Origin of the sequence: Bacillus sp. MSP13 (assembly GCF_000815295.1) — a bacterium.
GTDB lineage: Bacteria > Bacillota > Bacilli > Bacillales > Bacillaceae > Bacillus > Bacillus vallismortis.
Window position 1 is genome coordinate 239,542 of the sequence record NZ_JXAQ01000014.1, and the last position, 22,414, is coordinate 261,955.

Below are 22,414 nucleotides of genomic sequence, written 5' to 3' on the forward strand. Positions count from 1 at the left end.
TTGATTTACATGGCATCTATTAGCGGTTTATTGTGGGAAAGATATAAGAATAAGGTTTTCTTAAACTCTCTAATCTTTATGTTTTCAATATTAATTGGTTATTTATTTGAGTCGTTTGATACTAATACTGTAAATTTCCAAGCGGCGAATCTTCCTTGGTATGAGTATTATATTAATAACCTAAAAGTTGCTGGTATAATAATTGTTAGTGGCTTTTTTAGTTACGGAATTGGCAGTGCAATTTTATTATTTTATAATGGTCTGATTACAGGAGTGGCTGTTTCTATGATTTTTAGTAACAAGGCGGGGCTTTTTTTCAAATCTTTTCTTCCTCATGCTATTTTCGAGCTCCCTTCATTAGTTGTTTCGTCTATAATACCATTTGTATTATGGAGATTATTCCGTACTCTGATTAGAAATAGAAAAAAAACAAAAAATATATTTAATCTCGAATTAATTCCATTAGTAGGAATAGTAGCTATATTTTTATTTATTGCTAGTTTTATAGAAGCCTATTTTAGTAATAATTTTGTAAATGATTTTTAAGAGGAGGAAAATAAGTAATGCTTAAAGTAAGTAATTTAAATTTTAAATATGATGAGGAGTTTGTACTTAAAGACGTCAGTTTTGATTTATATCCGAATGAAATAACTTGGTTACAAGGAATAAATGGATCTGGTAAATCAACGCTTCTTCAAATACTTGCGAACTTATTAAGCGCAAATGGAAACATAGAATATCATCATAAAGGTGATGTTATTAGAGGAGATCGTTTAAAAGAACATACAATATATATTCCGGAGTCACCCTATTTGTTTGATTACTTAACAGGGGCAGAAAATGCTATTTTTCTAAAAAATTTATTTCAAATTTCTGATGGGGTTTTTGAGGAACGATTTTATGAAAACTGTAAAAAATTTTCATTGTCCGATGCATTAAAAAAACCTGTTAAGGATTATTCTTTGGGAATGAAGTATAAACTTTACTTGTCTGTAATGTTTCTTAGAGATGCAAATATTTTACTGTTAGATGAACCTTTCTCTGCTATAGACAAATCATCTTTAAGTATAGCGGTTAAAATGATTGAAGAGGTGGTTAGAAACGGCGCTTTATTAATCTTTTCTTCACATATAGAAGAGATGAGTCATTCTATATGTGATAATATATTTAGGTTAAATGGGGGAGAGGTGGAAAAAATACAAATCGGATAATAATCGATTAGTAGATGATTATTATGAATGAATTAAAGGAGGATAAATATGACTAACAAATTTAAGGTATTTAGTGGTTATACAGCTTGGCTTTTTGCCGTTATCTGTATGATATTAAGTGTGAAAATTAAATCTAATTTATATATAGGAGACTTTGTTTGCAGTCTATTTCATATTGATTTTAATATAATCTTTATTATTGTGCCCTTTATTTTAATGATTTGGATTTTTAGTAGCGTTTTTAAGAATGTTAATACTATTTTGTTGAATTGGCTAAGATTAACGATTTCAGTATTGATTACATTATCTTTTCTTTCGATTCTAATAAATAGCATTTAACCAGCTCCCGTGTTTTATTCAATTAGCCTTAATTTTTCAGTTGATTACGTTTACTGTGAGGTTGTTACTTATGATAGCCTTGAAAACAAAAGGAGTTAGAAAACTGTATGAAACGACTATGCATCATCCCCTGCGGCAAGAAAAAAATATGGGACATCTATCCGGATAACGGTCCAACAAGGGCGAAAGACGCTTATCTCAGCCCGTTCCATCAAGCGTGCGAGCGATATGCGAAAGCATTTTTCGATGAGTGGGTGATTTTGTCGGCGAAGCACGGATTTCTTCGCCCAGATGATATCGTATCTGGAAATTACGATGTGACGTTTGGCACCGGTCATCCGGAAATCATGACAACAGAGGAGCTGCGCCGCCAATTTTGCGAAAGGGGATTTTCTGATATCGAAGAGCTCGTCATGCTTGGCGGAAAAAAATATCGAAGCGTCCTAAACACCGTCACCGGCGAGCATCAACGAATCAGCTGGCCGCTGTCATCGTACAAAGGCATTGGCTACATGCTTCAAGCGCTGAATCAGGCTGTTGAAGAAAAACAAGAATTGTAGGACAACATATCAAGAAAAGGGTGTGAATATGAAAAAACTTGTGGTTGGCTTGATTGCCATTGCGGTATTCGGATGCGGCTTATATACCTATCATGTATGGTTCGGTGATCCATTTACGAAAAATGCCGCAGAGCAAGAGCTTATTTCTTATGTGAAGCAGACCTACTCCAATAAAGAAATCAAGATTACAAATGGGATATACAGCGCTAAAACCTCTGAATATGTGTTCCAAGCAAACATCCAATCTCATCGCTATCCAATGTGTACGAAGGGATTTCTCCATCCGAAAGTCACGTGCGATGGAATTGAAGAAGCGTATACCGAATCAGTAGCAAAACATGTAAATGAAGAAGCATCGAAGGAAATCGAAGCAGATCTGAAAAAAGAGATGCCGCAAATCTTAAAAACTGACGCTGCTTTGAGCATCGGAAACGGCCAGTTCACATTAGATACAAAATGGAACAAACAGCTGGCTGAAAAAGCGCCGATGAGCATGACGATTCAGTTAGACGCGAGCGGGTTATCAAAAACAGATGCCGCAAAGATGGCGGAAACAGTCAGAAAGACGCTTAATGAAAAGGGATATACATATGCAAACGGCACGGTAGACTGTATACAGAAGGACGCGGACGGCGGTTTCGGTTATGTCAAATATTCAGTTGATTTCCTTCCGAAAACAGCTATTCAGCCAAACGATGCAGAGGAATTGGGCAGTTAAAAGATTTCCGAGGAAATAAATAAGTCGATCATTGTCAAAGACCGGGGTGCCTGGTCTTTTTTGCATGCCATAAAACGAGACAAATGGATCAGAACGAGACAAAATGAGACACCTGTCTCAAATTGTCTCCAGTGTAAAAATGAAAAGGCTGATTTTAAAGGATCTAATGACTGGCACACTTCTTGCATTGATAAATATGAACCCTAAATAGAAGGAGGCACACAAAATGGAATTGTTAAAACGAGAAGGCTTGTCATTAACTGAGGAGAAAGCGCTGTGGATGTACCAAAAGATGCTGGAAATAAGGGGCTTTGAAGACAAAGTGCATGAGCTGTTCGCACAGGGAGTGCTTCCCGGATTCGTCCATTTGTATGCCGGTGAGGAAGCGGTAGCTGTAGGGGTGTGCGCTCATTTACATGATGGCGACAGCATTACAAGCACGCACAGAGGACACGGCCATTGTATCGCCAAAGGCTGTGATCTGGATGGCATGATGGCGGAAATATTCGGGAAAGCGACCGGCCTGTGTAAAGGAAAGGGCGGTTCTATGCACATTGCCGATCTCAATAAAGGTATGTTAGGGGCAAATGGAATCGTCGGGGGCGGGTTTACGCTCGCATGCGGATCAGCGCTCACCGCTAAATATAAACAGACTAAAAATGTAAGCGTTTGCTTTTTTGGAGACGGAGCAAATAACCAAGGCAGCTTCCATGAGGGACTGAACTTAGCGGCAGTATGGAACCTTCCTGTGGTATTTGTAGCCGAAAACAACGGCTACGGTGAAGCCACTCCATTTGAGTACGCGTCGGCCTGTGATTCAATCGCCGATCGGGCGGCTGCCTATAATATGCCTGGGGTTACGGTGGACGGAAAAGATATTTTAGCAGTTTACCAGGCAGCCGAGGAAGCGATAGAAAGAGCAAGAAACGGCGGGGGCCCGTCTTTGATCGAATGTATGACCTACAGAAACTACGGGCATTTCGAAGGGGATGCCCAAACGTATAAAACAAAGAATGAAAGAGCTGAGCACCTTGAAGAAAAGGATGCCATCCAAGGCTTTAAAAATTGCCTTTTAAAAGAAACAGATGCCAATAAACTGTCAGACATTGAAAAGCGTGTCAATGAATCGATTGAAAAAGCCGTCTCGTTTAGCAAAGACAGCCCATATCCGAAAGAGTCTGAGCTGCTGACAGACGTCTACGTGTCATACGAAAAAGGGGGAATGTGAGATGGCGAGAGTCATAAGCATGTCAGACGCGCTCAATGAAGCGATGAAGCTTGCGATGAGAAAAGACGAAAATGTGCTTTTGATCGGCGAGGATGTCGCCGGGGGAGCGGCGGTCGATCATTTGCAGGATGATGAAGCATGGGGCGGTGTATTAGGGGTCACGAAGGGTCTCGTGCAGGAATTCGGGCGCACAAGAGTGCTGGACACACCGATTTCTGAGGCGGGCTACATGGGTGCGGCTATGGCTGCGGCATCAACCGGGCTGAGACCAATTGCCGAGCTGATGTTTAATGATTTTATCGGCACGTGCTTTGACCAGGTGATCAACCAAGGCGCGAAATTCCGCTATATGTTCGGCGGAAAAGCGCAAGTGCCGATTACCGTCCGCACCACGTACGGAGCGGGGTTCCGGGCCGCTGCCCAGCATTCGCAGGCGCTGTATGGCCTATTCACGAGCATCCCGGGACTGAAGACGGTTGTTCCTTCCAATCCGTATGACGCCAAAGGCCTGCTGCTGGCGGCAATCGAAGACAATGATCCGGTGTTCTTTTTTGAAGACAAAACGTCCTACAACATGAAGGGCGAGGTGCCGGAAGATTATTATACAATCCCGCTCGGAAAAGCGGACATCAAACGCGAAGGCCATGATATCACCCTGTTTGCGGTCGGCAAGCAGGTGAATACCGCGCTTAGTGCGGCTGCGAAGCTTTCAGAGAAAGGCATCGAAGCCGAGGTGCTTGATCCCCGCAGCCTGTCTCCTCTGGATGAGGAAGCGATTTTTACATCGTTAGAAAAAACAAACCGACTGATCATTATTGATGAAGCCAATCCGCGTTGCAGCATTGCCACAGATATCGCTGCGATTGTCGCCGACAAGGGTTTTGATTTGCTTGATGCGCCGATTAAGCGGATTACAGCGCCGCATACACCGGTGCCGTTTTCGCCAGTGCTTGAGGATCAATATTTGCCGACACCAGATCAAATTGTCAGCGTCACGCTTGAATTGCTTGGCGAGCCGGCAATGAATTAAAGGGGGGACACAAATGGCGGTAAAAGTAGTGATGCCAAAATTGGGAATGGCTATGAAACAAGGGGAAGTATCGATATGGAATAAAAAAGTAGGGGACCCGGTTGAAAAGGGAGAAAGCATTGCCAGCATTCAATCGGAGAAAATTGAAATGGATATCGAGGCGCCTGAAAAAGGGACGCTGATCGATATCAAAGTAAAAGAGGGGGAAGAGGTTCCGCCCGGCACAGCGATCTGCTACATTGGGCACGCCAATGAGTCGGTGCAGGAAGAGGCGAAAGCGCCTGCTGCAGAAGATAGCGAGCCGCCAGCCGTCCAGCCTGAAAAACAAGAAAACAAACCCGCAGCCGCGAAAAAAGAACGAATCAAAATATCTCCAGTCGCCAGAAAAATAGCGGAAAAAGCGGGATTAGATCTGAAACAGCTGAAAGGCACTGGTCCAGGCGGGCGCATTGTAAAGGACGATGTCACAAAGGCGCTTGCTGAACAGAAAAATGATCGGGCAGAGCCGATTTCTGCACATAAGGCGAAGGAAACGCCGGTGACAGGCATGAGAAAAGTCATCGCGGCCCGAATGCAGGAAAGCCTGGCAAACAGCGCGCAGCTGACGATTACGATGAAAGCTGATATCACCAAGGTGACAGCTCTTCAAAAACAGCTTTCTCCAACTGCAGAAGAGAGGTACGGCACAAAGCTGACGATGACTCATTTTGTGTCAAAAGCCGCCGTTCTCGCTCTGCAAGCTCATCCTGCGCTGAATAGCTTTTATCAAAATGAGCACATCATCACACATCCTCATGTGCACCTCGGAATGGCTGTGGCAGTGGAAAATGGATTAGTTGTGCCTGTGATTCGCCATGCTGAAAAGCAGTCGTTGATTCAGCTGGCTCAATCCATCTCAGAACAAGCCAAAAAAGCACGCGAGGGACGGACGGGAAGCGGAGAGCTGCAAGGCTCAACCTTCTCCATTACAAACCTTGGCGCTTTTGGAGTGGAGCATTTCACACCGATATTAAATCCGCCGGAAACAGGCATTCTCGGCATCGGAGCAAGCTATGACACGCCGGTATATCAAGGCGAGGACATCGTCCGAAGCACGATTCTTCCGCTCAGCCTGACATTTGATCACAGAGCCTGTGACGGCGCTCCTGCCGCTGCCTTTCTGAAGGCGATTAAAACATATTTGGAAGACCCGGCAGCATTAATTTTATAGGAAAAGCAGGTGAAAACGATATGACACTAGCCATTATCGGCGGCGGACCTGCAGGCTATGCTGCGGCAGTCTCCGCGGCACAGCAGGGCAGAAACGTGCTGCTGATTGACAAAGGCCCGCTTGGGGGAACGTGCCTGAATGAAGGGTGCATCCCGACGAAGTCTTTGTTAGAAAGCGCAAACGTTCTCGATAAAATCAAGCATGCCGACCGCTTTGGAGTCGAACTTCCGCCCGGTGCGATCTCGGTTGATTGGAGCAAAATGCTGAACCGAAAACAACAGGTTGTCAGACAGCTTGTCCAAGGCGTTCAATATTTAATGAAGAAAAATCAAATACAGGTTGTAAAGGGGACGGCCTCCTTTCTTTCTGACAGAAAGCTCTTAATCGAAGGAGAGAACGGAAAAGAAATCAGAGAGGCGAACCACATCTTGATTGCATCTGGATCAGAGCCGATCGAGCTGCCATTCGCCCCGTATGACGGCGAATGGATTATCGACAGCAAGGACGCGCTTTCCCTTTCTGACATTCCGTCTTCACTTGTCATTATTGGCGGCGGTGTCATCGGCTGTGAGTATGCCGGGCTGTTTGCCAGACTGGGATCGAAGGTGACCATCATTGAAACAGCCGGCCAGCTGATCCCGGCTGAAGATGAAGATATTGCCCGGCTCTTTCAGGAGAAGCTTGAGGAAGACGGTGTTGAAGTGCACACTTCATCCAGGTTAGAGCGGGTGGATCAAACGGCCAAAACGGCAATATGGAAAAGCGGACAGCGGGAGTTTAAAACGAAGGCTGATTATGTGCTGGTGGCGATTGGCAGAAAACCCCGTCTTGACGGATTGCAGCTGGAGCAGGCCGGAGTTGATTTTTCTCCAAAAGGCATTCCGGTAAACGGGCACATGCAGACGAACGTGCCTCATATTTATGCGTGCGGAGATGCAATCGGAGGCATTCAGCTGGCGCACGCGGCTTTCCACGAGGGCATCACCGCCGCTTCCCATGCTTCCGGAAGAGATGTCAAAATCAATGAGAAACATGTGCCCCGGTGCATCTACACATCACCGGAAATCGCGTGCATCGGAATGACGGAACAACAGGCAAGAAGCGTATACGGGGATGTGAAGATTGGCGAATTTCCCTTTTCAGCAAACGGCAAAGCGCTCATTAAACAGCAAGCGGAAGGAAAAGTCAAAATCATGGCAGAACCCGAATTCGGGGAAATCGTCGGTGTCTCGATGATTGGCCCTGATGTGACCGAGCTCATCGGGCAGGCGGCTGCGATCATGAATGGTGAGATGACCGCTGATATGGCGGAGCATTTCATTGCCGCCCATCCAACACTATCGGAAACATTGCACGAGGCGCTGTTAAGCACAATCGGTCTTGCGGTGCATGCATAGAACGGGAAGAAGCAGACGCATGGAATACAGAGCGTCTGCTTTTTTATTATTGAAAGCGCTTTATTTTTCCCCTACAATAGATGAAAACAGCGTGTAAGGGAGGAGCGATCAAGGAAATGAATTCGATCCCAAACGATTTGCAAACCTGGAAACGTTTTGTGAAAGACGGTGTACTAGATGAAGCCCGATTAAGAAAACGGATCGCCGAGTCATGGCATCGCTGCAAAAAAGCTGAGGTCAATCCGTATTTAGAAAAAGGCCCAAGGGTTTTACAGCAAACGGAGCTGGATCAGCAGTCAAAAAAGCATTCATTCTTCCTGACGACCGCTAAGCCTTACTTGGAAAAACTGCTGCCTGCCATAAAAGAAATGGAAATGATGGTGCTGTTAATTGATTCTGACGGTGTTGTTCTGGCATTGGACGGCCATCCCCGCGCGCTCTATGAAGCCAAGCGCATCAACTTCGTCGAAGGCGCGTGCTGGACGGAAACAGCTGTCGGAACAAATGCGATTGGCACGGCGCTTCACATCAGTGAGCCTGTTGCCATACAAGGATCAGAGCATTATTCTATCGCTTCCCATCAATGGAACTGTTCAGCCGCTCCGGTTCACCATGAAGATGGCAGCCTTGCGGGGGTGATTGACATATCGTGTCCGGCGGCAGGCGCGCATCCTCATATGCTCGGCATTGCCACGGCGATCGCCTATGCCGCGGAACGGGAACTGGCAGCTAAAAGCCGTGAGAAAGAGCTGGAGCTGATCAGCCGTTTTGGCGATAGGGCTGCATCCCGTGTGCCAATGGTGCTTTGCAATGCTAAACAGCACATCATCAACGCGAGCATACCGATTCGAACCTCAATGCCTGATTGGCAAGGCCGGCATCTGTATGAGGTGAAGGAACGGGGCTTTTCGATCGAAAAAGCCGTCACTGTGGGGGATGGCGGCACTTGTTTTTATTTGTCGGAACAAGAGAAAAAGGCAGCGTTTCGATTCAATGGAGTTATCGGACAAAGCGGCCGATCGCAAGCAATGCTGAAGAACCTTGAACGAGCCGCTGCGGCGGATGCAACGGTCTGTCTGTCGGGCGAAACTGGCACGGGGAAGGAAGTTGCGGCCCGCGCGCTTCATGAGAACAGCGAGCGGCGGCACGGCCCGTTTGTTGCTGTCAATTGCGGAGCGATTCCGTCTGATTTGATAGAAAGCGAGCTGTTCGGCTATGCGGAGGGCGCTTTTACGGGAGCGAAACGACAAGGCTACAAAGGCGCCTTTCAAAAAGCGAATCATGGGACCTTATTTTTAGATGAGATCGGAGAAATCTCCCATTCAATGCAGGTTGCGCTATTACGGGTGCTTCAAGAACGCAAGATCACGCCGATTGGCGGAACGAAAGACATTCCGGTTGATATCAAAGTGGTTGCCGCCACACATTGCGATTTGCGCGAGCTTGCCGAAAGCGGAAAAATCAGAGAGGACTTGTTTTACCGACTTCATGTCTATCCAATCGAGCTCCCTCCTTTACGCGACCGCCCCGAGGATATTCCGGATCTCTTTCAGTACTACAAACAGAAAAATCGTTGGCCTGGAGAACTTCCTCCCGCTTTTTTGGATGTGCTGAAGCAATGGAGGTGGCCGGGGAATATTCGCGAGCTGTTTAATGTGTTTGAACGTCTATCTATTAGATTTCCGGACGGCTGCCTGACGGATGAGCCGCTTACCGCTTTACTTGAGGCCGCAGGACTGCCGATCAGCCCGGCACAAAAAAAGCCGGCTGCCGCCGGCACCCTGACCCTTCGTGAGCAAATCCAAAAAGAGGTCATCATTAGAGCGCTTGAATCCGCGAAAGGAAATATCTCTCAAGCCGCCAAAATCAGCGGGATTCCTCGCAGCACTTTCTACAAACGGCTCAAAAAATTCAACTTGTCCGCTGAATCCTAAAGCATACTTCTTTCAAGAAATGGAAACATTATGTATGAAGGAGGGTGTTAGAATGAATGTTCAAAGGGCGAAAGAAATTGTGGAATCTCCCGACATGAAGAAAGTCACATACAACGGAGTTCCTATTTACATTCAGCATGTGAATGAAGAGAGCGGAACAGCGAGAATTTATCCGCTCGACGAACCGCAAGAGGAGCATGAAGTACAGCTGACCAACTTAAAAGAGGACTAAACAAAAATGGCCCGCTTCATAAGCAGGCCATTTTGTCATCCGCGCGGGGCAAATAAGATGACACAGACACCAATGAGGCAAATCATTGCGCCGACCCCGTCATAAAGATCTGGTGTTTTCCTGTCGACAAGCCATCCCCACAGGACCGCAAGCACGATGAACACCCCGCCATAAGCGGCATATACACGGCCGAAGGAAGGGAAGGACTGAAACGTCGGAAGAATGCCGTAGACAATCAAGATCAGCGATCCGGCAATCCCGTAGCCGACTGGCTTTGCTTCTCTCAGCCACAGCCAAACCAAATACCCGCCGCCAATTTCGGCAAGCCCCGCCGCGAGAAATAAAAGAATGGTCATCAGCATCACGTGCACTCCTCAATTTGCTATTTTCCCTTCAATTATAAAGGAGGAGAGTTATTAAAGCTTCGGGTTATTCTCAAATTCCTTCAAATACGCCTTTCGCTGAATCTCCGTGAACTGGCTGATCCAGTTGCTTTTCGCCTCTTCACTCAGGTGGGGGAGGATATAGCGTTCCACCGCTTCAAAAAACAGCGGATTGGCGATAATGTTCCAGGTAGGGATGCGAACGACCTTGCCATCTGTTTTCTCGATGATGATATCCTCAAAAAAGATCCCCTTTAAACTGAAACGATGCCGCCCCATATAAATCCGTTTGATCTCAGGAAAACGCGCACTTCGTTTTCTCGAGAAGATCTCGCCATCAGGCCCTGTCTTTACGCTGAAAATAATATTTCCCCGGCTTGTAAACGCCGGAAGAGCCATAAAAAATGTGATTAATCCATAAACAATCGCCATTAATCCGCCGCCCAAATAAAGCAGGGCATACTTAGATTCAAATGTGAGAGCTTCAGACACCAGCCACACCCCTGCAATAAAGGCGCCCCCTGTGGCTAGGAACAGCCATATTCTAAAAAACAGTCTGCTTTTAACCTTAATTACTTCATTGTTTTTCAATTGCTATTCTCCTTTATCGCTCTTTAGCAAAAAAGTAATCCTTTTACCACATCTTTATTTGCTGGCACGATAGAAAATTCATTTTGGGTGATACCTGTTACCAGCCAAGTATGACGGCTGCCAGGCAAGACGAAAGCCATGTCAGCCACTTCAGGCGAGTTGTCTTTGTCATAAACAAGGCGCATCAGCGTATCCATTTTCCCTTTTCGCAAAGCCAAATCATTTACGAATCGTGTAACATCCTCTTGGTGGTCATGCTTATGTAGAAACTCTTTCAGATGTGTGGGAGTGTCTGAAGCACCCTCCAGAAGCAATTCAAATTCGGTTGATGTCAGAGTCATCATTGATTCTTTGTGATCCTCTGCATCTATTATATTTAAAAAATCCGATGTTTTAGAAAGCAATCCGTCATTTGAATCCATCTTATTAATGCTGTGCACTTGTTCATCAAACAGCAGTTCATGAGAGTAAGTGCCGAACTTAGAAACATGGCAGGAAACATTCTGTTCTTTGCCTTGTTCATCAAATTTGGACAGTTTCACTGTATAATCGGCGTCGTTTAATACGTGGATAAACGGACAGTACTCGTCCTTTAACCGATATTGGTGATTCCGATATTCCGCCGCATCCTTGGCTAGGAGTGAGCGGCACGCCGCTTCAAACAAAGCGCCGAGCTGTTCATCCTCTATTTCCGGAAAATAGGCTTGCTTCAAGGCCATGCCTTGTTCAAAAAACCCTTCGCTGTAAAAACAAAATAAGAGTTCTTCTATGCTGATCGTAAACTGCTTCATTGATTATTCTCCTATCCAAATGAAAATTTCCCTTTGAGGAAATGGGTTGCGCCGTGTATAAGCGAATCCGCTGTTTTCTTTGCTTTTTCCATTCCTTTTTTCGCGCTGTCTATCCCTTCATGTAACGTTTTATTTGCTGCATCTATTCCGTCATTTACTGATTTGACGACTTTGCCGGCTGATTCCAATCCTTTTTTGGCCGTATCAACGACAGCGTGAATCGGCTCTTTCAGCTTGACAGCTGTTTTTTCAGCAAAGCCTGATGTGAATTTTGCGATTTTTTCTCCAACAAAGCCACCTGCTGCTGCTCCGATTGTACCTCCGATTACTGTACCAACAGGGCCTAACACACTTCCAAGGGCGCCGCCGGCGACAGCGCCTGCCGTTGCCCCTCCTGCGATGAAAATCGTATTATTCACAGCATTCCCAACGGCTTTGGCGTTTTCACGCTTGAGAACGCCCGGTTTGTCTTGGTATTTCGCATAATTTTCAGCTATTTTCAAGCCTGCTCCGAATGTTTCAGTCGCACCGGTGAGCAGTGTGGCGGTTATAGCATTTCCTTTTGCGAATTTCAAGCCTGTTTTTCCGACATCCTTCAAAGTAGAGCGTACGCCGGCTTCATTAAGAAATCCTCTTGTGTAGCTTCTGACACTGTTTGAAAAATCCACCGTATCCTGAGGAAAGTACTTTGTAAACTTTTTATGTACCAAATCTGAAAATGGCCGGTTTGTCTTTTTAAATAAATATTTAGGATTCAAAAGCACTCTGGCGGCTTTTTGATAACGTGACCTGTCGACAGCTCCGGAAATATCCAAGAGTAGCTTGGAATGACGGGCGGCATGTAAGCCGCTTGTCTGTTTTTCGAATGTCGTAAGCCCGAGTCCGTAGTATTTTCCCTGTGTCAGCATGAGAGCGGTTAAGCTTGTCATTGTCCCATATTTGTCGTACGCATGATAAAGCTTTCGTAATAGATCATCCTGTTCAACAAATGTATCGCCCGTTTTCCTGATGAAAATGTCATTGTCACTCAGCTTGGTGACAAGCGCTTTTCCTGAACTCCACGCATCGCCGACTCCGGAAAAACAGCTGCTGTAGCGGGGATCGCATTGCAAAATCATCTGCCCCAGCTCTGCATGCAGGTCCTTATATTTGTTTTCCATATCGGTTAATTCAGTGACAACATCATTTGCCAGCTGTTCGAGCTTGTCCGGATCAACTGCAATGTTTCCTGACACACTGTTCACCCCCTGAGTTTATGTCTTTCCTCTCTGGCTTTACGCTCCAGTTCTTCCATTCTGGCAATTTCAGCTTTTCGTTCTTCGATTTTGGCGGCGGCGGCCTTCAGTTCCTGGCTCGTTTCAAGCAGTTCCAGTTCGAATTGATCGTAGGCGGCTTTCGTTTCCTCGAAATCCTGGTCGAACGAATCTCTTGCTTTCCCTTGCCAATCATCCCCCATTGCAGCTAACCGGGATTCAAGGAGCATTTTAGAACTTCTGACCTCTTCCGCGGCCGCACTGTACTTGTTTGCCAGCTCAATGACTTTATATGAGTCCAACTTTTGTCCCCTGCCTTTTCTAAATTCACGCACAAATGGATGTATTCTATAAATGATTATAAATAATTCGGCATGTATCCGAATCGTACAAAAGAACCTTTTCATAAGAACTGGAAGGGCGTATATTCACTTAAATTTCATAGTTGATGAGACTTTGAGATTACAAAAAAGGTAAAAAAATGAATCCGCACGAGGGAATCAGCTTAATATTAGGTGTTTTTTCATGAGGGAGACGGATGTTTTTGAGCTAACAGTATATAAAAAAGAGCCTGAAAATTAGGCTCTAAACACGTTACAAAAATGAGGCGGTATTGTACTAATCATTAGAAATGGATTTTATACTCTTATTTATTGCTAAATAGACAAAGAATATAAACAAGCCACTCATCACATACATAATTACCAGTAATATTAATTTTTGTTTTAGCGCATGTCGGGGACTGCTGATATCCCGAGTGTCATACCAATCATAGGAAGTAAATAGAGGATCAAAAAGATTTTTTTCTTATATGTATTCCAGGTGTTTTTCATTGTCTTTCTCCTTGTTTTTTTAAAAGCATCTTATTGGTAACTTTGTAACCTGTATAGATTGTTACAGTAGTGATCAAATATAATAAAAAAAGTAAAATGATTCTTATACCGATTTGGATGTCAGGAAGCATAAAAGTAATGAATGTCATAGAGATCATGAAAAAGAGATAATATAGTAAAATGAATGGTTTTTTATACTTTTTCCAAAATTGTACTACTAAGCACTCCATTTTTATCAGCCTTTAAAAGCTTCTTGTAAAGCATTTTCTTCTTGTGTTTGATATCCCTCAAAAAGAACTTCTTCTATCATATCGTGATTGAAGAACAAATTATAATTTTCATTGATATTACCTTCTGGGTAAGGAACTGAAACATAATCGTACTTTTTTTGTGATGATGTTTGAAGCTGATCTCTCCCATAAATCATTACAATTTTTCTTACGTTAATAATTTTCACCACACTACCGATAGGCAGCAATGTATAGACATTAATTCATCACTCTTTCTATATTAGTTACTTTTTTTCTTGAGCAGGTATGGATGTTTTTTTAACCAGAATTTTTTTCTGAAAATATGTAAGCATAGAGGTATAAGAAAAGTAAATACTGATATAATAAAAGCCATTAAATATACCACTTCCTGAGGGGTTTCACTATCAAATAACCAATATAGCATGAACAAACTGAAGATACCGAAAGGGATTGGAAAAATAGAACCTATTAATAGTGCTTCATTAATTTTTTTGGGCAAAAACCCATTTTTTTCACTCATTTAAATACCTCCTAGTCATCTTTTACTGCTCCGAATTTTATACCTAAACCAATACCTTCTGCAGCATAAAACTCATTTTCAAGACCTGTTTTCACCCCTGCTCCGACGCCGCCAATAGATGCAGTTACTCCAAAATAAGGATCATATTCAATCCCAAACCAATACCTGCAGAATAGTTTTCAATGGCAGCTTTTGTTTCACCATGACCAATTTAACATTAAATAAGGCTGGGGGTTTTTGATGATCAAAATTTGCATGTAGCTTCTGCTGCACTGCGTTATATTGGCGATTAATTTTAAAGACATGTAAATTGCTGATAGGTCTCTTGCAAAAGTTGTTTTTATCTATTTCGTGGGATTCACAGCAACTCGAGAAATTTCCCGCTCTATGGGAAAAAACACTAAAATTGATCAAATGACCTAAGTGCGCCAAACGTGTTACGGGACGGGCTCTCCCATGGTATAAATGAAATTGTAAACGTTATCAAGGAGGTCGTCATATGAAGAAAAAATCATTCTCAATTGTCATAGCGGGCGGAGGGAGCACATTTACTCCCGGGATTGTTCTGATGCTCTTGGACCATTTGGAGGAGTTTCCGATCAGAAAGCTGAAGCTGTATGATAATGATAAAGAGAGACAGGATCGCATTGCAGGCGCCTGTGATGTATTTATTAGAGAAAAGGCGCCGGATATAGAATTTACAGCGACGACTGACCCGGAAGAAGCCTTTACAGATGTCGATTTTGTCATGGCGCACATCAGGGTAGGGAAATATGCGATGCGCGCTCTCGATGAGCAAATTCCGTTAAAGTACGGAGTTGTCGGCCAGGAGACGTGCGGGCCGGGCGGTATCGCGTACGGTATGCGTTCGATCGGCGGTGTGCTTGAAATAGTAGATTACATGGAAACCTATTCGCCTGATGCGTGGATGCTCAATTACTCCAACCCGGCGGCAATCGTAGCCGAAGCAACGAGACGCCTTAGACCGAATTCGAAAATCCTGAACATCTGCGATATGCCGGTTGGCATTGAAGACCGAATGGCGCATATTCTCGGACTGTCCTCAAGAAAAGAAATGAAGGTCCGTTATTACGGATTAAATCATTTCGGCTGGTGGACATCGATTCAAGATCAAGAGGGCAACGATTTAATGCCGAAGCTGAAGGAGCATGTATCTCAATACGGGTACATTCCGAAAACGGAGGCTGAAGCTGTGGAGGCGAGCTGGAATGACACGTTCGCCAAAGCGCGTGATGTGCAGGCAGCAGACCCGGACACACTGCCGAATACGTATTTGCAATATTATTTGTTCCCGGATGATATGGTGAAAAAATCAAATCCGAATCACACGCGGGCAAACGAAGTGATGGAAGGGCGCGAAGCCTTTATTTTCAGCCAATGTGACATGATCACACGCGAGCAGTCATCTCAAAACAGCGAAATCAAAATTGATGATCACGCATCATATATCGTTGATCTGGCTCGGGCAATTGCCTACAACACGGGTGAAAGAATGCTGTTGATCGTTGAAAACAACGGCGCGATTGCGAACTTTGACCCGACTGCGATGGTCGAGGTGCCTTGTATCGTCGGCTCTAATGGGCCTGAACCGGTCACCGTCGGCACCATTCCGCAATTCCAAAAAGGGCTGATGGAACAGCAGGTATCCGTAGAGAAACTGACGGTTGAAGCGTGGGCGGAGAAATCGTTCCAAAAGCTGTGGCAGGCGCTGATCCTGTCAAAAACAGTGCCGAACGCGCGTGTGGCAAGGCTCATTCTTGAGGATTTAATAGAGGCCAATCAAGACTATTGGCCAGAGCTTGATCAAAGCCCAACCCGCATTTCATAACTGAAATTCCCCCATTTTCAAATTTGTAATTGTATATAATAGAAAGAAAATGGGGGGATCTGATATGAAGCTCGAAGAACTGATTAATCAGCACTACAGTAAATTAAATGACAACGATTTTCATATTTTGAAATATATATTGAATCATAAGCACACGTGCTATCACCTTGGAATCGACGCGCTGGCAAAAGCTTGCAGCGTATCGCGCTCCTCGATTTTGCGGCTTGCCCAAAAGCTCGGTTTCAGCGGCTACAGTGAATTTCGCGTCTTTTTAAAGTGGGAAGATCAGCCGGAAGAAGGCGAGAGTATGAGTTTTCAAAAGCTGCTTGACGATATGGAGGCAAATTTGAAGTTCTTAAGGACAAAGGACATGACGGACATGTGCCAGCTGATTGATGAAGCTGACCGCATTTTCGTGTACGGATCGGGAAATGCGCAAAAAATATGCGCCCGCGATCTGCAAAGAATGTTTATTCCGCGCCATCGGTATCTCATTTTGATTGAAGACAGAAATGAATTTCATCTGATGCGCGATGATTTTAAAGTAAACGATCTGTTTATCATCATTTCTCTTTCCGGAGAAACGCCGGAGCTGATTCCTCAGGCAAGAACGCTTTCTGCAAAGGGGATTCCCTTTATTTCCATTACAAATTTAAAAAACAATGTCCTCGCCCAGCTGACGCCGCACAACCTTTATGCGACAAGCAAACCTGTGACATTAAGCGATAAAACGGAAATTGTCGCTTTTGCACCGTTTTTTCTCGTTGGCGAAGCATTGTTCCGCGCATATGTTGATTACAAAGAGGCAGAAAAAAATGACTTTGAGTAAAAGGGGGTTTCTGGTATGATGCAAAAAATTCAGCGCTTTGGAAGCGCGATGTTTGTGCCTGTTCTATTGTTCGCGTTCGCCGGCATTATCGTCGGTGTCAGCACGCTCTTTAAAAATAAAACCCTCATGGGCCCGCTCGCAAATCCTGACGGGTTGTGGTATCAGTGCTGGTATATCATTGAGCAGGGCGGCTGGACAGTATTTAATCAAATGCCGCTTTTATTCGCTATCGGCATACCGGTTGCTTTGGCTAAAAAAGCTCAGGCACGCGCTTGTTTGGAAGCGCTTACGGTTTACTTGACGTTCAATTACTTTGTCAGCTCGATCTTGACGGTATGGGGAGGCGCATTTGGCGTCGATATGAACCAAGAAGCCGGCGGAACGAGCGGGTTAACGATGATCGCAGGTATCAAAACGCTTGATACCAACATTATCGGAGCCATCTTTATTTCCTCGATTGTCGTCTTTTTGCATAACCGCTATTTTGATAAAAAACTGCCCGATTTTCTCGGCATCTTTCAAGGCTCAACGTATATCGTGATGATTTCCTTCTTCATTATGATCCCGATCGCCTTGGCCGTATCTTATATTTGGCCGATGGTTCAATCGGGAATAGCCTCGATGCAAAGCTTCCTGGTCGCTTCCGGAGCGGTGGGCGTTTGGATTTACACGTTTTTGGAACGGATTTTGATCCCGACGGGTCTTCATCATTTTATTTACACCCCGTTTATTTATGGGCCTGCTGTAGCGGAAGGCGGCATCGTCACGTATTGGGCGCAGCATCTCGGCGAATATTCGCAAAGCGCCAAACCGCTGAAGGAGCTCTTCCCGCAAGGCGGCTTCGCGCTCCACGGCAACTCGAAAATCTTCGGCATTCCGGGGATCGCTCTGGCGTTTTATGCCACAGCCAGCAAGGAAAAGAAAAAACTCGTCGCAGGACTGCTGATTCCTGTCACGCTGACGGCGATTGTCGCCGGTATTACAGAACCGATTGAGTTCACTTTTCTTTTCATCTCTCCTTTCTTATTTGCGGTTCACGCCGTGCTTGCCGCATCAATGTCAACGGTTATGTATTTGGCGGGTGTCGTCGGAAACATGGGAGGCGGGCTGATTGAAGCGGCCACCTTGAACTGGATACCGCTCTTTGGCAGCCACGGTATGACGTATGTGTATCAAATTGTGATCGGTCTCTCTTTTACAGCTATTTATTTTTTCGTCTTCCGGTTTTTAATTCTCAAATTCAATATCGCCACACCAGGAAGGGAAAAGGATGACCAGCAGGAAACAAAGCTGTATTCGAAACAAGAATACAAAGACAGAAAAAACAAAAGGGACGAAACAGCCGCCGCTGCTGAAACGGCAGCTGACACCGCCGTTTTGTATATTGAAGCACTGGGCGGAAAAGACAACATCACAGAAGTCACAAACTGCGCCACCCGCCTCAGAGTCAGCGTCAAGGATGAAACAAAGGTTGAACCCGACAGCGTCTTCCGCGCGCTGGGCGCTCACGGTGTCGTCAGGAACGGGAAAGCCTTTCAAGTGATTGTCGGATTGAGCGTTCCGCAAATGCGGGAGCGTGTGGAAAAAATATTGAATCAATAAAGCCAGCCCTCCTGTTCGGGAGGGTTTTCGTTTGCCGCCAAAAAGGCCATCATAGTAAAGTAAAGAAAGAGATCATCGAGTAAAAAGGGGTTTGGGGGCTTTCACATGCAAAAGGCTTTATCGTTTTTAAAACCACACTCATTGCTGGTGGGAATTGCTCTGGCTCTCATGCTGACGGAGCTTGCGGTTGAACTGATGCAGCCTTTATTGATCGCAAAAATCATCGACGATGGGATTTTGAAGCAAGATCTCCGTCATGTGTGGACATGGGGCGCGGTCATGATTGGACTGACCGCGTTATCATTTGCGGCGGGAATGCTGAATTCCTTTTATGCCGCCCATGTCAGCCAAAGCTTTTCCTATGATACGAGAAAAGGGCTTTTTCAAAAAATCCAGTCCTTCTCCTATTCTACATTTGGACAGTTTTCGTCCTCTTCGTATATCACAAGACTGACAAACGACGTCACACAGGTTCAAAATATGATTTTTATGGGTTTGCGGTTTATGCTGCGGGCTCCGTTAATGATTGCGGGCGGCATTGTGCTGTCACTCGCCGTTAATGTGAAGCTCGGCTTTTTTCTGCTTGTGACGATCCCGATCCTGATCTTGTTTTTGCTTTGGGTATTAAAGAAGGGCGGGGCGCTGTTCCGCTCCGTGCAGAAACGGCTGGATCAGGTGAACACCGTCATGCAGGAAAACCTAACCGCGATGAAGCTGATCAAAGCGCTGCTTCGCGGCAGCCACGAGGTCAAACGATTTATCAAAGCCAACACGAGGCTGATGGAAAAAACGGTTTCAGCCTTTCAGCTTGTGGAATTCACGATGCCTGTGCTGATGCTTTTGATGAACCTCTGCATCCTGTTGATTTTGTGGGCGGGGGCCTCCAGTATCACAAGCGGCAACACTCAGGTCGGCGATGTTGTTGCGATTATTAACTACGCAACACGAATGACGGGCGCGCTTTCGATGTTTCCGTTTTTGATTATGATTTTCACCCGGGCGAAGGCTTCAGGGGATAGGATCGGCGAAGTGCTTGAAACGGAAGGTGATGAGCGGGAGGAAGGCGTCATATCTGAACGTTTGTCGGGACGGATTGCGTTTCAGCATGTATCCTTTCGTTATCCTGACATGGATAGAGAAGCACTGCGAGATGTCTCATTTTCCGTAAATCCAAGGGAAAGAATCGCGATTCTCGGAGCGACGGGATCGGGCAAGTCCACGCTCTTCCAGCTCATTCCCCGGCTTTATCAGCCGGATTCAGGCCGGATTTACATAGATGAAAAGCCGATTCGTGATGTTCCGGCCGAGGGGCTTCGCAAGCAAATTGGCTATGTACCGCAGGAAGTGCTCCTGTTTTCCGGCACAATCAAAGAAAACATCGCTTGGGGCAAAGAAAATGCTTCACTTGATGAAATAATGGAAGCGGCCAAACATGCGCAAATTCATGAAACGATTATGAAGCTTCCAAATGGATATGACACGGTATTGGGACAAAGAGGCGTCAACCTGTCCGGCGGCCAGAAGCAGCGGATTTCCATTGCGCGGGCGCTGATCCGAAAGCCGGCCATTCTCCTCTTAGATGACAGCACAAGCGCACTAGACCTGCAAACGGAGGCGAAGCTGCTTGAGGCGGTCAGCACATATGAGTGCACAACGTTGATTATTACGCAAAAAATGACCACGGCGATGAAAGCTGATCAGATTTTGCTGCTTGAGGATGGCGAGCTGATTGAAAAAGGCACACACAGTGAGCTGCTTTCTGAATCGCACTTATACAAGCGCATTTACGAATCGCAATTCGGAAGGGAGGGAAGCGAGTCATGCTAAAAGACATCCGCAAACCTTTCCAATATCCTAAACTGCCAATCGATAAAAATGAAAATGCGAAAAAACGGGCGAAAGCAAAGGATGCAAAAGGCACACTGAAGCGAATCTGGTCTTACTTGGCTGAACGAAAAGGACTGCTCATCCTTGTCATGCTGATGGTTGTCATCAGCGCCATATTTGGGCTCCTTGGCCCCTTTGTGATCGGAAAGGCCATCGACCATTTTATCGTTGGAAAAACAGTCAGCGGCTTGACACCCGTTTTGCTTCTTTTGCTCTCCATTTACGTGATTCAGTCTTTGTCGCTCTGGTTTCAAAACTATTGGATGATTACGATTTCGCAAGGCACTGTGTTCAGAATGAGAAGCGAGCTGTTCACCCATCTGCACGAGCTGCCAATTCCGTTTTTTGATAAACAGCGGCACGGCGAGCTGATGAGCCGGGTGACAAATGACATCGAAAATGTCAGCTCGACCTTAAACACGTCGGTCATTCAAATATTGTCAAGTGTCATCACCTTTGTTGGAACGGTTGCAGTCATGCTGTACATGAGTCCGCTTCTTACAGTGATTACCCTGACCATCATTCCGGTGATGGCAGCGAGCCTGAAATGGATCACCAACAGGACGGGAAAGCTGTTTAAAGAACAGCAGAAAAACCTTGGTGAGCTGAATGGATATATTGAGGAGTCTGTTTCGGGTGCAAAGGTCATCAAAGCTTATTCGCGAGAAAAGCAGATGACTGCAGAGTTTCTCAAAAAAAACGCTGCGCTCAAGACCTCGGGCTTCTGGGCACAGACGATTTCCGGGTTTATCCCGAAAGTCATGAACTCTTTGAATAACTTAAGCTTTACGTTGATTGCGGCAATCGGCGGTTTGTTCGCGCTGAAAGGCTGGATCTCGATCGGCACTATTGTCGTTTTTGCTGAGTATTCAAGGCAATTTACACGCCCTTTAAACGATTTGGCCAACCAGTTTAATACGATGCTGTCCGCGATTGCTGGCGCTGAACGGGTGTTTGACGTGCTTGATGAAAAAGAGGAGCGCGAGGATGAAAGGAATGCCGTACATCAGCCGATTCAAACCGGCAGTATTGAATTCCGGAATGTGTCCTTCGGTTACGATGAGGGGCAGCAGACATTGAAGCATTTGCAGTTTACCGTGCCTGCCGGGCAGTCCATCGCGTTTGTCGGGCCGACGGGAGCGGGGAAAACCACCGTCACCAACCTGCTTGCGCGTTTTTACGAACCTAAAGAGGGAACGATTTTAATCGACGGTACAGATATTAAAACCGTTACTCGCGCAAGCCTAAGGAAAAACATGGGGTTTGTCCTTCAGGATTCGTTCTTGTTTCAGGGAACGATCAGAGAAAATATCCGCTACGGCAGGCTCGATGCATCTGATCAGGAAGTCGAAGCCGCTGCAAAAACAGCGAATGCCCACAGTTTTATTGAAAGGCTGCCAAAAGGGTATAATACTGTGCTGACGCAAGATGGATCAGGCATTAGCCAAGGACAGAAACAATTGCTTTCCATCGCGAGGGCGGTGCTTGCCGATCCGGTTCTTCTTATTTTGGATGAAGCAACAAGCAACATTGATACCGTAACAGAAGTCAACATTCAAGAAGCGCTCGCCCGTTTAATGGAGGGGAGAACAAGCGTCATCATCGCCCACAGGCTGAACACCATTCAAAGAGCGGACCAGATTGTGGTACTGAAAGACGGCGAAATGATTGAAAAAGGCAGCCATGACGAGCTGGTCCGGCAAAAAGGATTTTACAGAGACTTATATGAAAGCCAATTTGAGAAATAGACCTTTGTCATCTATTCA

Annotated in this window: 22 protein-coding genes; 15 read left to right on the forward strand and 7 right to left on the reverse strand. The window is 45.5% G+C overall.

What is annotated here, in order from left to right; genetic code table 11:
• The first annotated feature begins 9 nt into the window (after positions 1 to 9).
• The 10 genes from SC79_RS17855 to SC79_RS17905 all read left to right on the forward strand — a co-directional run bounded on the left by SC79_RS17855 (position 10) and on the right by SC79_RS17905 (position 9,859).
• The gene (locus tag SC79_RS17855) at positions 10 to 546 is read left to right on the forward strand and encodes a stage II sporulation protein M (protein ID WP_039076213.1); all 537 of its coding nucleotides are present in this window, start codon (positions 10 to 12) and stop codon (positions 544 to 546) included.
• A 17-nt stretch (positions 547 to 563) separates the two neighbouring features.
• Positions 564 to 1,211 carry an ATP-binding cassette domain-containing protein gene (locus tag SC79_RS17860; RefSeq protein ID WP_039076214.1) on the forward strand — a complete coding sequence of 216 codons (648 nt, stop codon included), beginning with the start codon at positions 564 to 566 and terminating at the stop codon, positions 1,209 to 1,211.
• Between the two features lie 446 nt (positions 1,212 to 1,657).
• The gene (locus tag SC79_RS17870) at positions 1,658 to 2,110 is read left to right on the forward strand and encodes a DUF6884 domain-containing protein (protein WP_039076216.1); all 453 of its coding nucleotides are present in this window, start codon (positions 1,658 to 1,660) and stop codon (positions 2,108 to 2,110) included.
• 28 nt (positions 2,111 to 2,138) lie between these two features.
• A complete protein-coding gene (locus SC79_RS17875) occupies positions 2,139 to 2,828 on the forward strand; it encodes a YfjL-like protein (RefSeq protein ID WP_039076217.1) in 690 nt (229 codons plus the stop codon).
• A 226-nt stretch (positions 2,829 to 3,054) separates the two neighbouring features.
• Complete coding sequence (acoA, locus tag SC79_RS17880; protein WP_039076218.1) at positions 3,055 to 4,056, forward strand: acetoin:2,6-dichlorophenolindophenol oxidoreductase subunit alpha; 1,002 nt, start codon at positions 3,055 to 3,057, stop codon at positions 4,054 to 4,056.
• A 1-nt stretch (position 4,057) separates the two neighbouring features.
• On the forward strand, positions 4,058 to 5,086 hold the full coding sequence (gene acoB / locus SC79_RS17885) for an acetoin:2,6-dichlorophenolindophenol oxidoreductase subunit beta (RefSeq protein WP_039076219.1): 1,029 nt from the start codon (positions 4,058 to 4,060) through the stop codon (positions 5,084 to 5,086).
• A 13-nt stretch (positions 5,087 to 5,099) separates the two neighbouring features.
• Positions 5,100 to 6,296 carry a dihydrolipoamide acetyltransferase family protein gene (locus SC79_RS17890; RefSeq protein WP_039076220.1) on the forward strand — a complete coding sequence of 399 codons (1,197 nt, stop codon included), beginning with the start codon at positions 5,100 to 5,102 and terminating at the stop codon, positions 6,294 to 6,296.
• Positions 6,297 to 6,316: 20 nt separating this feature from the next.
• Complete coding sequence (gene acoL, locus SC79_RS17895; protein ID WP_039076221.1) at positions 6,317 to 7,693, forward strand: acetoin dehydrogenase complex dihydrolipoyl dehydrogenase; 1,377 nt, start codon at positions 6,317 to 6,319, stop codon at positions 7,691 to 7,693.
• A gap of 116 nt (positions 7,694 to 7,809) precedes the next feature.
• Positions 7,810 to 9,627: a sigma-54-dependent Fis family transcriptional regulator gene (locus SC79_RS17900; RefSeq protein ID WP_039076222.1), complete on the forward strand. Its 1,818-nt coding sequence runs from the start codon at positions 7,810 to 7,812 to the stop codon at positions 9,625 to 9,627.
• 52 nt (positions 9,628 to 9,679) lie between these two features.
• Entirely contained in the window at positions 9,680 to 9,859 is a 180-nt protein-coding gene (locus tag SC79_RS17905; RefSeq protein WP_039076223.1) for a small acid-soluble spore protein H, read from the forward strand.
• Positions 9,860 to 9,894: 35 nt separating this feature from the next.
• Here the strand turns inward: SC79_RS17905 and SC79_RS17910 are convergent, their stop codons facing one another.
• The 7 genes from SC79_RS17910 to SC79_RS17945 all read right to left on the reverse strand — a co-directional run bounded on the left by SC79_RS17910 (position 9,895) and on the right by SC79_RS17945 (position 14,481).
• Positions 9,895 to 10,224, reverse strand: coding sequence for a YnfA family protein (locus tag SC79_RS17910; protein WP_082022826.1), 330 nt, complete (start codon positions 10,222 to 10,224; stop codon positions 9,895 to 9,897).
• 51 nt (positions 10,225 to 10,275) lie between these two features.
• Positions 10,276 to 10,833 carry a YfjD family protein gene (locus tag SC79_RS17915; protein WP_039076225.1) on the reverse strand — a complete coding sequence of 186 codons (558 nt, stop codon included), beginning with the start codon at positions 10,831 to 10,833 and terminating at the stop codon, positions 10,276 to 10,278.
• A gap of 23 nt (positions 10,834 to 10,856) precedes the next feature.
• Complete coding sequence (locus tag SC79_RS17920) at positions 10,857 to 11,624, reverse strand: hypothetical protein (protein WP_039076226.1); 768 nt, start codon at positions 11,622 to 11,624, stop codon at positions 10,857 to 10,859.
• 11 nt (positions 11,625 to 11,635) lie between these two features.
• Positions 11,636 to 12,859: a hypothetical protein gene (locus SC79_RS17925; RefSeq protein WP_039076227.1), complete on the reverse strand. Its 1,224-nt coding sequence runs from the start codon at positions 12,857 to 12,859 to the stop codon at positions 11,636 to 11,638.
• A gap of 5 nt (positions 12,860 to 12,864) precedes the next feature.
• Positions 12,865 to 13,179, reverse strand: a complete 315-nt coding sequence (locus SC79_RS17930) for a WXG100 family type VII secretion target (RefSeq protein ID WP_039076228.1) — start codon at positions 13,177 to 13,179, stop codon at positions 12,865 to 12,867.
• Positions 13,180 to 13,945: 766 nt separating this feature from the next.
• On the reverse strand, positions 13,946 to 14,188 hold the full coding sequence (locus tag SC79_RS17940; protein ID WP_331386566.1) for a DUF4176 domain-containing protein: 243 nt from the start codon (positions 14,186 to 14,188) through the stop codon (positions 13,946 to 13,948).
• A 32-nt stretch (positions 14,189 to 14,220) separates the two neighbouring features.
• On the reverse strand, positions 14,221 to 14,481 hold the full coding sequence (locus tag SC79_RS17945) for a hypothetical protein (protein WP_039076231.1): 261 nt from the start codon (positions 14,479 to 14,481) through the stop codon (positions 14,221 to 14,223).
• 499 nt (positions 14,482 to 14,980) lie between these two features.
• On the opposite strand from SC79_RS17945, the gene glvA reads away from it, so the two are divergent.
• From glvA to SC79_RS17970, 5 genes are all read left to right on the forward strand, one after another.
• Positions 14,981 to 16,330, forward strand: a complete 1,350-nt coding sequence (glvA, locus tag SC79_RS17950; protein WP_039076232.1) for a maltose-6'-phosphate glucosidase — start codon at positions 14,981 to 14,983, stop codon at positions 16,328 to 16,330.
• Positions 16,331 to 16,394: 64 nt separating this feature from the next.
• Positions 16,395 to 17,159: a MurR/RpiR family transcriptional regulator GlvR gene (gene glvR / locus SC79_RS17955; RefSeq protein WP_039076233.1), complete on the forward strand. Its 765-nt coding sequence runs from the start codon at positions 16,395 to 16,397 to the stop codon at positions 17,157 to 17,159.
• Positions 17,160 to 17,174: 15 nt separating this feature from the next.
• Positions 17,175 to 18,761 (forward strand): PTS maltose transporter subunit IIBC, encoded by a 1,587-nt coding sequence (malP, locus tag SC79_RS17960; protein WP_039076234.1) that lies wholly within the window; start codon positions 17,175 to 17,177, stop codon positions 18,759 to 18,761.
• 105 nt (positions 18,762 to 18,866) lie between these two features.
• Entirely contained in the window at positions 18,867 to 20,588 is a 1,722-nt protein-coding gene (locus tag SC79_RS17965; RefSeq protein WP_039076235.1) for an ABC transporter ATP-binding protein, read from the forward strand.
• Positions 20,582 to 22,396: an ABC transporter ATP-binding protein gene (locus tag SC79_RS17970; RefSeq protein WP_039076236.1), complete on the forward strand. Its 1,815-nt coding sequence runs from the start codon at positions 20,582 to 20,584 to the stop codon at positions 22,394 to 22,396. Before SC79_RS17965 ends, SC79_RS17970 begins: the two co-directional genes overlap by 7 nt.
• The last annotated feature ends 18 nt before the right edge of the window (positions 22,397 to 22,414 follow it).